Genomic DNA, 13,649 nt, shown 5'->3' with positions numbered 1-13,649 from the left:
CATGAGCGAAGCGCCCATCCTTCTCGCCGCCGGCGGCACCGGCGGCCATCTCTTCCCGGCCGAGGCTCTCGCCCATGCGCTTGCCGCACGAGGCGTCGCGGTGGAGCTCGTCACCGACGAACGCGCGCTGAAATATGGCGCGAGCTTTCCCGCGCGCGCCATGCACACGATCCCTGCGGCGACGCCGCGCGGCGGTTCGCTCCTCGCGCGCGCGCAGGCCGTGGCGCGTCTCGCTTACGGAACCGCGCAGGCGGCGGCGCTGCTGCGCAAATTGCAGCCGCGCGCGATCATAGGTTTTGGCGGCTACCCCACGGTGCCGCCGCTGCTCGCGGCGTCCATGCTGCACATTCCAAGCGCGCTGCATGAGTCGAATGGCGTGATGGGAAAAGCGAACCGCTTTCTCGCGGGCCATGTCGACAGGATCGCCGCGGGCCTGCCCAATCTCGCCGTGCCGGGCCCGTTGCAGGGGAAGGTCGTCGTCACTGGCAATCCGGTGCGTCCCAATGTGCTGGAGGCGGCGAAGCTTCCCTATCCCGACTTCGCGGACGGGCTTTTCCGCCTTCTCGTCACCGGCGGCTCGCAGGGCGCGCGCGTGATGGCGGACATCGTGCCAGAAGCGATCGCCGCGCTGCCGGACGATCTGCGCGCGCGCATCCGCCTCGTGCAGCAGACGCGCGCCGAGGACATTTCTCGCGTCGAGGCGATTTACAATAGCGCTAATGTCAAAGCCGAAATCGCGCCATTCTTCACCGATCTTCCCGCGCGCATGGCCGCCGCGCATTTCATCATCGCGCGCGCCGGATCGGGAACTGTGTCGGAACTCGCCGTCATCGGACGGCCTGCGATGCTGGTGCCGCTGCCCCATGCTCTCGATCAGGACCAGGCGACCAACGCGGCCTTCCTGCAGCAGGCGGGCGCGGCGGAGGCCGTGAGACAGAGCGATTTCACGCCCGCGTTTCTCACGGCGCGCCTCGCGGAACTCATCGACGCGCCGCAGCAGCTTGCCGCGCGCGCGCAGGCCGCAAAACATGTCGGCGTTGCTGACGCCGCCGAGCGGCTTGCGGATCTAATTTTGAGCGTGGCCCATGCCCGCGCTTTGGAACGGAGACAGGTATGAAGCTGCCGCGCGATCTCGGCCCCATTCACTTCGTCGGCATCGGCGGCATCGGCATGTCAGGTATTGCCGAAGTGCTGCTCAATCTCGGCTATACGGTGCAGGGCTCGGACGCTTCCGAAAACGCCAACGTCAAGCGCCTGTCCGAGAAGGGCGCTTCCGTTTTTATCGGACACGACGCAAAGAACCTCGGCGACGCAGCCGTCGTCGTCGTCTCGACCGCGATAAAGCGCGACAATCCGGAACTCGCGGCCGCGCGCGAGAAGCGCCTGCCGGTCGTGCGTCGCGCGGAGATGCTCGCGGAGCTGATGCGCCTCAAGCAATGCGTCGCCATCGCCGGCACGCATGGCAAGACGACGACGACCTCGCTCGTCGCCACGCTGCTCGACGCCGGCGGACTCGATCCGACGGTCATCAACGGCGGCATCATCAACGCCTATGGCACCAATGCGCGGCTCGGCGCCGGCGAATGGATGGTTGTGGAGGCCGACGAAAGCGACGGCACCTTCCTCAAGCTCCCCGCGGACGTTGCGATCGTCACAAATATCGACCCCGAGCATCTCGACCATTTCCACACATTCGACGCCATAAAGGAAGCCTTCCGCAATTTCATCGAGAACCTTCCTTTCTACGGTTTCGCGGTGATGTGTCTCGATCATCCGACGGTTCAGGAGCTCGTCGGCAGGATCGAGGATCGCCGCGTCATCACTTACGGCGAAAATCCGCAGGCGGACGTTCGGCTGCTCGACGTCAATCTGGAAGGCGGGGTCTCGCGCTTCAATGTCCTGCTGCGCGACCGCAAGACGGCGCAGGCGACCTATCTCGAAAATCTCGTGCTGCCCATGCCGGGCCATCACAATGCGCTGAACGCGACCGCTGCGATCACCGTCGCCTATCAGCTCGGCCTCTCGCCGGATCAGATTCGCAAGGCGCTCGCGGGCTTCGGCGGCGTCAAGCGCCGCTTCACGCGCACGGGCGACTGGAATGGCGTGCAGGTCTTCGATGATTACGGCCATCATCCGGTGGAAATCGCCGCCGTGCTGCGCGCCGCGCGCGCGTCCACGAAAGGCAAGGTCGTCGCCGTGATGCAGCCCCACCGCTTCACGCGCCTGCAATCGCTGTTCGACGGCTTCTCGACCTGTTTCAACGACGCCGACGTCGTCATCATCGCCGACGTTTATCCCGCCGGCGAGCAGCCGATTCAGGGCGTCGATCGCGACGCGCTCGTCAACGCCATTCGCGCGCATGGTCATCGCCGCGCCGTGGGGCTGCCGTCGCCGGAGGTCCTGCCCGCGATGGTGCGAGAGATCGTCGCGCCGGGGGATTATGTCGTGTGCCTCGGCGCCGGCAATATCACGCAATGGGCCTATGCGCTGCCGGAGCAGCTTGCGGCGGGCGGCGCGCAGTGACCTTCCCCGACCTCACCGCCGATATCGCGCGGCTCATGCCGCAATTGCGCGGACGCGTGAGCGCGAATGAGCCGCTCGCGCCCTACACCTGGTTTCGCGTGGGCGGTCCGGCGCAGCTTTTGTTCATGCCCGCGGATGAGGGGGACCTTGCCTATTTTCTCGCGCACCTGCCGCGCGAGATTCCCGTCACCGTCATCGGCCTCGGCTCGAATCTCATCGTGCGCGACGGCGGCGTCGCGGGCGTGGTCATACGCCTCTCTGCAAAAGGCTTCGGCGAAATCGCCGTCGAAGACCATTGTCGTCTGCGCATTGGCGCCGCTGTGCCCGATGTGAAGGCGGCGCGCGCGGCGGCCGACGCGGGCATCGACGGACTGGCCTTCTATCGGGGCATTCCCGGCGCCATCGGCGGCGCGTTGCGCATGAACGCGGGCGCGCATGGCGGCGAGACGAAGGACGCCCTGATCGAAGCGCGCGGCGTCGACCGTAACGGCGATATTCGCGTCTTCGCCAACGCCGACATGGGTTACACTTATCGCCACTGCTCGGCGCCGGATGATGTGATCTTCACGAGCGCGCTTTATCAGGGGCGTCCCGGCGATCCGAAGCAGATTCTCGCCGAGATGGATCGCATAACGGAAGCGCGCGAAGCCTCGCAGCCGATCAAGGAAAAGACCGGCGGCTCGACCTTCAAAAATCCTGACGGCCACAAGGCGTGGCAGTTGATCGACGCCGCCGGCTGTCGCGGACTCGTCGTCGGCGACGCGCAGGTGAGCGAGATGCATTGCAACTTTCTCATCAATCGCGGCAGAGCGACCGCGGCCGACATCGAGACTCTCGGCGAGACGGTGCGTCGTCGCGTGCGCGAGACGAGCGGCGTCGAGCTGCAATGGGAAATCAAACGGATTGGCGTTGCATAGATGAGCTCCATCAGTTCGAGACATGCGCCGGGAGTGATGACCGAACGTCGGCCTGCGCGGCTTGCGTCGACGCTGGCAAGCCCCTGGACGACGCTTGCGCTCGCGCTGATCGCGATCACGCAGCAAATCGTCGGCCATCTCGACTGCGATGTTTCCTGGTTCATCACTTTCGCGGAGAAATTTCTCGACGGCGCCGTTCCCTATGTCGACGTCACCGATCCCAACCCGCCCGCCGCCTTTCTGGCGCTGGCGCCGGCGGTCGCCCTGGCGCGCGCGCTCGATGTCGCAGTAGAGCCCGTCGTTGCGGGCCTCGTTTTCCTTTTCGCCTATGTTTCCTTCATCGTCAGCGCGCTGGTCTTCCGTTCCGGCGCGCCGCGTTCGCGGGAGGATTGGGGCCTGCTCGTAAACGGCGCCGTGTTCCTGCTGCTCATCACGCCCGCGATGGTTTTCGCCGAGCGCGAGCATATCGCGCTTCTGGCGCTTGCGCCCATGCTCGCGACGCTCGCCGCTTCGGCCGAAGGCGGCCGCGTCTCAATTCCGCTGCGCGTCATCGCTGGCGCCGGCGCCGGCGTCGCCGTGTGTTTCAAGCCCTTCTTCGCGCTCGCCATCGTTCTGCCGGCCTTGGCGCTCGCCGCGCGCGAGCGCTCGCCCCGGCTTTTGTTGACTGCGGAAATGGCGACGGCGCTTGGCGTCTGCCTCGGCTATGCGGCGGCGACGCTGCTGTTCTTCCCGGCCTACGCCGCTTACGCGCTGCCCGCGATCGTCGACGTCTACCAGCCGGCGCGCGACACTTCGAGCAATCTGGCGTTCTTCACGCTTGCGCCTTTCAACATCGCGCTGCTTGTCGCGCTCGCCATAGCATCCGCGCGCGGCTTCGCGACGCCGCCGGTGGCTCCCGGCTTCGTCGCGCCCGCTGCGGCGCGCGTCTGCGCCTATGCGTCGGCCGCTTTTCTGGCGGGCTTCTTCCTGCAGGGAAAAGGTTGGAGCAACCATGCGTTTCCGGGCGTCGCGCTCGCGCTTCTCGCATGGTGTTTCTTCGCGCTCGACAAGCATCCGCGCGCGCAGGCGGTCCGCGACGGACGGCTGTTCAAATTCGTCTTTCTTCCCGCCTTCATCGCCGCGCCGATGCTGTTTGGCGCCGTCAAGGTGCTGGCCAATGTCGAGGAGCATCCGGGTTTGCGCGCGGAAATCGCGCGGGTCGCGCCGCCTCATCCGCGCATGATCGCCGTGGCGCGCCAGCTGGACTATGGCCATCCCGTGACGCGCCAGCTCGACGGCGTGTGGGTCGGCCGCCCCAACGCCCTATGGACGGCCAGTCTCGCGGCCTATCTGTTGCGCGACGTGAAAGATCCGCAGTGGCGCGCGCGTCTCGAGGAATATCGACGCCGCGATCTTGCGGGCTTCATGGAGGATGTGCGCGACGGGCGGCCCGACGTGATTGTCGTCGAGGACAGGGACACGCGCGAATGGGTCGTGAAGCAGCCCGAAACGGCGCGCGCGCTCGACGGTTACGAGAAGGCCGGACAGGCCGGGGAGATCGAGATCTGGACGCGCAAGGCGCCGTGACAATATTGCGCCGCTCAAGGCGGCGTCCCGGCCTTAACGCGAATCACGTATCATTGCCCGTCCATCCGCGAAGCGAATTTTGCCAAGCGTCCCCATTCCGGCTGCGGCTCGCCAGACGTCGAGCTTCGGCCTCCCGCCAAGAAACTTTCGAGCGAGGCTTGCAGCCTCATTCCAGACAACGAGACCGTGATGACCAAACATGTCGCCGTGCTGATGGGCGGACTTTCCGCCGAACGCGAAATCTCGCTGCGCTCGGGCGAGGCCTGCGCAAAGGCGCTCGAGGAGCAGGCTTATCGCGTCTCGCGAGTCGACGTGGGTCATGACGCCGCAAGCGTTCTGGCTGCGCTCGAGCCTGACGTCGCCTTCAACGCCCTGCACGGCAAGTTCGGCGAGGACGGATGCATACAGGGCGTGCTGGAGCTTCTGCGCATTCCCTACACCCATTCGGGCGTGCTCGCGTCGTCGGTCGCGATGAAGAAGGACGTGGCCAAGGTCGTGATGGCCGCCGCCGGCGTGCCGGTGCCGAAAGGCCGAGTCGTCCATAGGCTGGAGGCGGCGAAGGCGCATGTGCTGCCGGTTCCCTATGTATTGAAGCCGATTTCGGAGGGCTCATCCTTCGGTGTCTTCATCATCACGGACGGCGACGCGCCACCGCCGCGGGAGCTTGCAAGGGCCGACTGGGCGCATGGCGATCTGATGCTTGCGGAGCAATTCATCGCGGGCCGCGAACTCACCTGCGCGGTGATGGGCGACCGCGCGTTGGACGTGATCGAAATCCTGGCCGCAGACGGCGGATGGTACGACTATCACGCGAAATACGCGAAAGGCGGCTCGAAACACGTTCTTCCTGCAAATCTTAAACAGAATATTTACCAAGAGGTTCAACATTTAGCCATCGAGGCTCACAGAGCTCTCGGCTGTCGCGGCGTCAGCCGCGCGGACTTCCGATACGACGACCGCCCCGGAGGTACGGGCGAGCTCGTCGTATTGGAAGTGAACACGCAGCCGGGAATGACGGAGACCTCGCTCGTGCCAGAAATGGCGGCTTATGCAGGTTTTTCGTTCGGCGAGCTTGTCAGATGGATGGTGGAAGACGCGTCCTGCGATCGTTGAGGGAGTCGGTAACGGCTTCCCTTCCGCTTGTTCATGCCCCCTTCGCCCAGGCCCGCCCGGCGATAGCGGGCGCCCCGACGGCTCCCTTTCAGCCCGCGCCCGCAAGTTCTCCAACGCCTCGCGCGCAGTCGCGCCGTCGCGTCGATGTTTCTTCCCGACTGTCGCGCTTCGCGGCGCTCGGCCGGCCGGGCGTCGGACTTGCGGCCACGGTCCTCCTGTTCGGCGGCGTCGGCCTCGCGGGCTTCGTGCAGAATGGCGGCTACGCCGATCTCGTCGCCCGTGAAGGCGAGCCCTGGGACATTGTCGCGCGCGCCGTCGGCTTCGACATTTCCGCCGTCACGATCACCGGCCAGTCGCGGATGAGCGAACAGGAATTGCTCGTCGCCTCCGGCGTCGGCCCGCGCCAGTCGCTGCCTTTTCTCGACGCCAATGCGGTGCGTGAGAAACTGATGGCGGTTCCGCTCGTCAAATCGGCGCGGGTGATGAAGCTCTATCCCAATCGCCTCGTCGTGGCGATAGAGGAGCGCCAGCCTTCGGCTTTGTGGCAGCGGGACGGGCATGTGTCGGTCGTTTCCGAGGACGGCGTGGCGATCGACGATCTGCGCGACGACCGCTATCTCAATCTTCCCTTCGTCGTCGGCGAGGGCGCGCAGAAGCGCCTCGCGGAATTTTCCATGCTGATGAAAGTCGCCGGCGATCTCGCCAAGCGCGTCAAGGCGGGTGTGCTCGTCGCCGGCCGCCGCTGGGATATCGAGATGACCAACGGCGTCATGGTCAGGCTACCCGAGCAGAATCCCTTCGGCGCGCTGGAGACGCTCTCACGTTTGCAGCACGAGGCGCGCGTCCTCGACAAGGATGTGATGTCCATAGATCTGCGCATGACGGATCGCGTCACCGTTCGTCTCACCGAAGAAGGCGCCGCCTCGCGCGAGGCGAAGCTGTCGCGCAAGTCGCACAAGAGTGGTGGTTAGAGTCATGAAGGCCCAAATCGTCCCGCCGCGTATGAAGCCCCTTTCGCCGCGCCGCTCCGCGACGCTCGCGGCTCTGGACGTCGGCACGTCGAAGATCGCCTGCCTCATCGCGCGCCTCACGCCGGTCGGACGGGTCGCGCCGGGCGACTGGCGCACGCATCGCATTCGCGTCGTCGGCATCGGGCATCAGCGTTCGCTGGGCGTCAAGCACGGGCTCGTCGTCGACATGGACGAAGCCGAGCGCGCCATCCGCCAGACTGTCGACGCCGCCGAGCGCATGGCCGGCATGCAGGTCGACCGGGTCATCGTCACCGCCTCCGGCGGGCGCCTCGCCTCCGAGCATTTCCAGGCGAAGCGCGCCATCGGCGGCCGCGAGGTGGCCGAGTCCGACATTCATCGCGTGCTGGAGGCGTCCGCCGCGCATCATCTGCATCGCGGCCGCGTCGCCGTGCATTCGTTGCCCACGGGCTTCTCGCTCGATGGCGTCAGCGGCATTCGCGAGCCCAAGGACATGATCGGCGACGAGCTTAGCGTCGACCTTCACGTCGCGACCTGCGATCAGGCGGCGGCGCGCAATCTCATTCTCGCGGTGGAGCGCGGCCATCTCGGCGTCGAGGGCATGGCGGCGACGCCCTATGTCTCCGGCCTCTCCGTGCTCGAGCCAGACGAGGCGGAGATGGGCGTCGTGGTGGTCGACATGGGCGCGGGTTCGACGTCGCTCGCCGTCTTCGCGCGCGGCGAACTGGTTCATCTCGACGCCGTGACGCTCGGCGGCAATCACGTCACCATGGACATCGCCCGCGGACTCGACGCCCGCCTCGCGGACGCCGAGCGCCTCAAGACCTTCCATGGCTCGGCGATCGCCTCCTCATCCGACGATCGGGAGACCGTGTCCTTCGATCATGTCGGCGAGCGCGGCCCGCACAAGGCACACGCGCCGAAATCGCATCTCGTGCGCATCATCCGTCCGCGCGTGGAAGAGACGCTCGAATTCCTGCGCGATCGTCTCGCGCGCGCCGGCTACCCCTCGGGCCCGAGTCGCCGCATCGTGCTTACCGGCGGCGCGAGCCAGCTCACCGGCGTCGCGGAAGCCGCGCGCAGAATCCTCGGCGGCCAGGTCCGCGTCGGTCGTCCGATCGGCGTCGAAGGTTTGCCCGACGCGGCGCGGAGCCCGGCCTTCGCCGCCGCCGCCGGACTCCTTGTCTACCCGCAGGTCGCGGGCCGCGAATATTTCGAGCCGCATCGCTTCGAACGGGCGGCGACCGGAACCGACGGTTACATGACGCGAGTGGGTAGATGGTTAAAAGAAAGCTTCTAGAATCGGGAGCAAGTGATTCTCCAGACTCCGCGCGTTCGGGCCAGTGAGACCGAGACGAGCCGCCGAGCGGAAATACCGAGGACGACGCGTTCGGCGACGGGGCGTCCAAGGATACGGACAACCGACGCCGATGAGCAGTGTAAATATCGAGAGGCCTGGCAAATGACGATCAATCTCAAAGCTCCCGAACTGCGGGAATTGAAGCCCCGCATCATGGTCTGCGGCGTGGGCGGCGGCGGCTGCAACGCCGTCAACAACATGATCTCGTCCGGCCTGTCCGGCGTCGATTTCCTCGTCGCCAACACCGATGCGCAGGCGCTGGCTTCCTCGCCTGCCGAGCGCGTGATTCAAATGGGTCTGCAGGTCACCGAGGGTCTCGGCGCCGGCGCGCAGCCGGAGGTCGGCCGCGCCGCGGCTGAAGAAGCCCGCGAGGAAATCCGCGAACATCTGCAGGGCGCGCACATGTGCTTCGTCACCGCCGGCATGGGCGGCGGCACGGGCACGGGCGCCGCGCCGGTCATCGCGCAGATCGCGCGCGAGATGGGCATTCTCACGGTTGGCGTCGTCACCAAGCCGTTCCACTTCGAGGGTCAGCGCCGCCTGCGCATCGCCGAGTCGGGCATCGGCGAATTGCAGAAATGCGTCGACACGCTGATCGTCATCCCGAACCAGAACCTCTTCCGCATCGCCACCGAGAAGACGACCTTCGCGGACGCCTTCGCCATGGCGGATCAGGTGCTCTATTCGGGCGTCGCCTCCGTCACCGACCTCATGGTCAAGGAGGGTCTCATCAACCTCGACTTCGCCGACGTCCGCTCGATCATGCGCGGCATGGGCAAGGCGATGATGGGCACGGGCGAAGCCACGGGCGAGCGCCGCGCGAATCTCGCGGCCGAGGCGGCCATCGCCAATCCGCTGCTCGACGAAGTGTCGATGAAGGGCGCGCGCGGTCTGCTGATCTCCATCACCGGCGGCCACGACCTGACGCTCTATGAAGTCGACGAAGCCGCGAGCCGCATCCGTCAGGAGGTCGACGAGGACGCCAACATCATCCTCGGCGCGACCTTCGACTCCTCGCTCGAAGGCGTCGTGCGCGTTTCGGTTGTCGCGACCGGCATCGATCTCGCCGCCATCACGGCGGACGATCCGACGAGCCAGGCCCGCATGGCGGAAGCAGCCGAGCGCATGCGCATCCAGATGCAGCAGTCGGCGAAGCCGCAGCCGGCGGCTCCGGTCGTCGAGGCGCCCGCCCAGATCTACACGGCGCCCGAGCGCGCGCCCGCGCCGGCCTATCAGCCGGAAGCGCGCGAGCCCGCTCCGCCGTCCTACTTCGCCGAGCCCGCGCCGGTCGCGCCGTCGACGATGACGACCAATGGCGTCTATCTGGAGCCGGCTCCGGCGCGTCACTCCTACAGCGAGCCGATGATGGAGCCGGCGCCGCGCATGGCCGCCGAGCCCGCCCCGGCGCCCTATATTCCGCCGGCCCCCGAAATGCCGCGCGCGCCGCGCATGCCGCAGATCGAAGACTTCCCGAAGCCGATTCAGGATCAGATCCGCCAGCAGCGCGCCGAGGCGGCGCATGACCCGCGCCGTAAGTCGATCTTCGAGCGTCTCGCCTCCTTCGGCGCGAGCCGTCAGGAAGACGCGATGCACGGCGGTCCGGCGCCGGCCCCGCAGGCCCAGCCCGCGCCGATGCCGCCGCGCGCCCCGGCCGCTCCGCAGCCGACGCAGACCCATGCGGAATACGGCAAGCGTCCGGCCGCGCCGGCGCCCCAGCCGCAAGGTCATGCGCCCGCCCATGCGGCGCTCGACCCGCATGGCCGCCGCGCCCCGGCGCCGCGTCCGGTCGAGGAGGATCACCTGGAGATCCCCGCTTTCCTGCGCCGCCAGTCAAATCACTGACGCGCCCCGCCGCCGAAAGTTCAGGTGCCCGCCTCGTGCGGGCCCCTGTTTTCATGGGCGCTCGGCAATCTGTAACAATCTGTAAGAAAGCGTGACTGGAGCACGCCCGGGTCCATCGGCTAATCTGGCCGGCGTTCTTGGCCGATTCCACCGCCGGGAGGGTTGCGTCATTCGCCCGACATCACGCGCCACGCAAACCACGCTTGGCCGCACCATCACGCTCTCCGGGCGCGGCGCGCATGGGGGCCGCTCCGCGCGCGTGACGCTCGCGCCCGCATGCGCGGACGCCGGAATCCAGTTCAGCGTCGCGGGCGTCGAAATCCCGGCGCATTGGCCCTGTGTCGACGCGACCCAGCTTCGCACGCAGATCGCGGCGCAAGGCGCGTGCGTCTCGACGGTCGAACATCTGTTGGCCGCGCTGGCCGGTCTTGGCGTAGATAATGCGCTGATCGACGTCGAGGGCGGCGAAATCCCGGCGATGGACGGCTCCGCGGCGGACTTTGTCGACGCGGTCGACGAAGCCGGCGTCATCGATCTCGCAGCCCCCCGCCGCTATTTGCGCGTCACCAGACCCGTGCGCGTAGCCGACGGCGCCGGCTGGGCGGAGGTGCGGCCGGCGGACAGCGGCCTGCATCTCGACGTCGAGATCGCCTTCGACGGCCGCATCGGGCGTCAGCGGCGCGCGCTGGCGCTGACGCCGCAAACTTTCCGCCGCGAGATCGCGCGGGCGCGCAGCTTCGGTTTCCTGCGCGACGCCCAGCGGCTCTGGCGCGAGGGCCTGGCGCTCGGCGCCTCGCTCGACAACACCGTCGTGCTCGACGGCGAGTCCGTCCTGAACCCGCACGGCCTGCGCTTCCCCGACGAATTCGTCCGTCACAAGATGCTTGACGTCGTCGGCGACCTCGCGCTCGCCGGAGCGCCGATCATCGGCGCTTTCCGTTCCTATCGCGGCGGACACCGGCTCAATCTGGCCCTGCTGGAGGCCATGGCGCGCGAAGGCGCCGCCGAACGCTGCGAAATCCGGCCGTCGATGGAAGCGCCCGCAGCTCTGGACGCCTCCTTATCCTGAAAATTTGCCAAGTGCGCCGCGTTTCCCGGACTCCCGGCACGTGCGGCGCGGCTTTCACTGCTGCGAGACCGTCGATGTCGGCGCGCCATTCGTGGTGTTTCCGGCAATCCGGTTGTTGCCGAAGGAAACCACTGCGCCGCCCGCGACGCTGATGCCGGTCGTGTTGTTGTAGATCCCGGTCTCCGACAGACGCACGGTCCCTTGTGCGCCTGCCGTCCTGACGCCGATCTGGTTGTCCGAGAGAATGGATCTTTCAAGATCAATTTCGCAGACTGCGGTCGAGCATTGAGTGACCACCCCGATCGAGTTTCCGCTGAACACGCTGTTCTGGACGCTGGCCCTGCTGCGATCGAGAAGCCGCAAGCCGTCGCCGGTGCGGGACGCAGTGACATTGACGAGATCGACCAAGGCGGAGCCGGCGGCGCCGGGCTGAACGAAGACTCCGCCCGCCGTCGCGCCGAGATTGTTCGAGATGGTCGAATTCGCAACGATTAACCTTCCTGCGGTGTTCGGTTCGAAGTCGATCGCCTTCTGCGTGAACCCGTAGATTTTGACGTTTTCGACGATCAGCGTGTTGCCGGCGAGAAAGCGAATTCCATTCAGTCCGTTTCCGGCGCCGTTGATGTCGATATTACGTAACTGGACAATATCATTAGGGCCAGCGTTGACGATGACGCCATTTACGAGCGAAGCGAGAATGCTCGCCGTATGCCCGCCGCCGCCGTCGATCGTAATCGCTTTGGTGATTGTGACAGCCCCGAACCCGCCGGGGTCGATCGTGTTGATCTCGCCCTTGGCGGCGGTCTTGGAAATCGCCCCGGCGAAGGTCTTGCAGGGCGCCGTGCGCGAGCAGGGGTTGGCGTCGTCGCCGACGCCGGAAACCCAGGTGCGGGTCGCCTGCGCGCCGGCGGGCGCGGCGCCGAACAGGAGGCCGCAAGCCGTGAATGACAACATTAACAATGAGATGTATTTCATGGGGCGCCCTCTCGTTTGTGGCGGCTTTTTTCCTTGCGCGCACGCATCCCGACCTTCGGTTACGTGCAGATGAGTTTATAATGCGCCATTTGTAGCGGCGCTGCGTGTCTTCAACCTGCTGAGGCGAATGTTGCGCGGAGCGACGCGGCGGCCGCCATGAACCGCGAACAGCGGGCGGAATTTCTTATCGTAACGCCAATGGCCGCGCTTCGCCATAATCTCGCCAGAAGGGAGTCTTTACCCTCTGCCGTCTTGAGACAATCCGCCGCCTCGCCCCGCCGGCGCCGCGGCGCGGAGCGCCCGAGGTGGCGCGGATCGGCGGTTTAGGCTAAGAGGCTCACGAGCGCGCGACGTCGTCGCTCTTTGCCGCAAGGGGCGCAATATATGTCGGTTATCGCTATTTCCTTCCGTTCTGCGATGCGGACGGCCCGTCTTGGCGCTCTTGCCGCGGCGGCGGCCGTCGCTGTTTCCCCGGCGCCGGCGCGCGCCGACCTTCTCGACTCCGTGACGAGCGGCTTCGGACTCTTCGGCGGCGGCGAGAAATACAAGACGGAAATCCTGCCCGACATCCCCGCCGACGACCTCTACAATCAGGGTCTCGCCAAGCTGAAGAAGAAGGATTACGAGGGCGCCGCGAAAAAATTCGGCGATCTGGAAAAGCAGTATCCGTCGTCCGAATGGTCGCGCAAAGCCTTGCTGATGACGACTTTCGCTCAGTTCCAGAAGGGCGCCTACGACGAGTCGGTGCAGTCGGCGCAGCGTTACATCGGCCTTTATCCGAATTCGGCGGATACGCCCTACGTTTATTACCTCGCCGGAATGTCCTTCTATAACCAGGTGCCGGACGTCATGCGCGACCAGCAGCCGGCTGAGAAGGCGCTGGAGGTCTTCACCCAGCTCATCCAGAAATATCCGAAGTCCGAATATGTGACGGACGCGCGCTACAAGATTCAGGTGACGCGCGACCAACTCGCCGCCAAGGAAATGAACGTCGGCCGCTTCTATCTGACGCGCAAGAATTATCCGGCGGCGATCAACCGCTTCCACGACGTGCTCGGAAAATATCAGACGACTCGCCACACGGAGGAGGCGCTGTACCGCCTCACCGAAGCCTATATGGCGATGGGCGTGACGAACGAGGCGCAGACCGCCGCCGCGATTCTGGGCCACAACTTCCCCGACTCGCAGTGGTACAAGGATGCGCACGCATTGCTGAAGACCGGCGGGCTGGAGCCGCATGAATATACGGACTCCTGGCTCTCCAAGATCGGCAAGACGCTCCACGCCATCTGAGG

At 66.2% G+C, this 13,649-nt stretch carries 11 protein-coding genes; 10 read left to right on the top strand and 1 reads right to left on the bottom strand.

Annotation, left to right across the window (positions count from 1 at the left end; translation table 11 throughout):
• Position 1: 1 nt before the first annotated feature.
• The 9 genes from murG to lpxC all read left to right on the top strand — a co-directional run bounded on the left by murG (position 2) and on the right by lpxC (position 11,379).
• Positions 2 to 1,117: an undecaprenyldiphospho-muramoylpentapeptide beta-N-acetylglucosaminyltransferase gene (murG, locus tag MET49242_RS11875; protein ID WP_036283147.1), complete on the top strand. Its 1,116-nt coding sequence runs from the start codon at positions 2 to 4 to the stop codon at positions 1,115 to 1,117.
• Positions 1,114 to 2,523 (top strand): UDP-N-acetylmuramate--L-alanine ligase, encoded by a 1,410-nt coding sequence (gene murC, locus MET49242_RS11870; RefSeq protein WP_036283146.1) that lies wholly within the window; start codon positions 1,114 to 1,116, stop codon positions 2,521 to 2,523. The genes murG and murC overlap by 4 nt, the downstream gene beginning before the upstream one ends.
• Positions 2,520 to 3,440, top strand: coding sequence for a UDP-N-acetylmuramate dehydrogenase (murB, locus tag MET49242_RS11865; protein WP_036283145.1), 921 nt, complete (start codon positions 2,520 to 2,522; stop codon positions 3,438 to 3,440). The genes murC and murB overlap by 4 nt, the downstream gene beginning before the upstream one ends.
• Positions 3,441 to 3,476: 36 nt before the next feature.
• Complete coding sequence (locus MET49242_RS11860) at positions 3,477 to 5,006, top strand: hypothetical protein (protein ID WP_051134162.1); 1,530 nt, start codon at positions 3,477 to 3,479, stop codon at positions 5,004 to 5,006.
• Positions 5,007 to 5,195: 189 nt separating this feature from the next.
• Positions 5,196 to 6,119: a D-alanine--D-alanine ligase gene (locus tag MET49242_RS11855; protein WP_036283144.1), complete on the top strand. Its 924-nt coding sequence runs from the start codon at positions 5,196 to 5,198 to the stop codon at positions 6,117 to 6,119.
• Positions 6,086 to 7,090, top strand: coding sequence for a cell division protein FtsQ/DivIB (locus tag MET49242_RS11850; RefSeq protein ID WP_036283143.1), 1,005 nt, complete (start codon positions 6,086 to 6,088; stop codon positions 7,088 to 7,090). Before MET49242_RS11855 ends, MET49242_RS11850 begins: the two co-directional genes overlap by 34 nt.
• A gap of 4 nt (positions 7,091 to 7,094) precedes the next feature.
• Positions 7,095 to 8,408, top strand: a complete 1,314-nt coding sequence (gene ftsA, locus MET49242_RS11845) for a cell division protein FtsA (RefSeq protein WP_036283142.1) — start codon at positions 7,095 to 7,097, stop codon at positions 8,406 to 8,408.
• A 162-nt stretch (positions 8,409 to 8,570) separates the two neighbouring features.
• Positions 8,571 to 10,310: a cell division protein FtsZ gene (gene ftsZ / locus MET49242_RS11840; RefSeq protein ID WP_036283141.1), complete on the top strand. Its 1,740-nt coding sequence runs from the start codon at positions 8,571 to 8,573 to the stop codon at positions 10,308 to 10,310.
• A gap of 91 nt (positions 10,311 to 10,401) precedes the next feature.
• Complete coding sequence (lpxC, locus tag MET49242_RS11835) at positions 10,402 to 11,379, top strand: UDP-3-O-acyl-N-acetylglucosamine deacetylase (protein ID WP_244430801.1); 978 nt, start codon at positions 10,402 to 10,404, stop codon at positions 11,377 to 11,379.
• A gap of 54 nt (positions 11,380 to 11,433) precedes the next feature.
• On the opposite strand, the gene MET49242_RS11830 is transcribed toward lpxC, so the two are convergent.
• Entirely contained in the window at positions 11,434 to 12,354 is a 921-nt protein-coding gene (locus MET49242_RS11830; RefSeq protein ID WP_036283140.1) for a hypothetical protein, read from the bottom strand.
• Between the two features lie 384 nt (positions 12,355 to 12,738).
• Between MET49242_RS11830 and MET49242_RS11825 the strand changes: the two genes are divergently transcribed.
• Positions 12,739 to 13,647 carry an outer membrane protein assembly factor BamD gene (locus MET49242_RS11825; protein ID WP_051134159.1) on the top strand — a complete coding sequence of 303 codons (909 nt, stop codon included), beginning with the start codon at positions 12,739 to 12,741 and terminating at the stop codon, positions 13,645 to 13,647.
• The last annotated feature ends 2 nt before the right edge of the window (positions 13,648 to 13,649 follow it).

It is taken from the genome of Methylocystis sp. ATCC 49242, assembly GCF_000188155.2.
GTDB lineage: Bacteria > Pseudomonadota > Alphaproteobacteria > Rhizobiales > Beijerinckiaceae > Methylocystis.
Note: the sequence above shows the minus strand (reverse complement) of the source record. Positions and strands in the feature narration are given on the sequence as shown.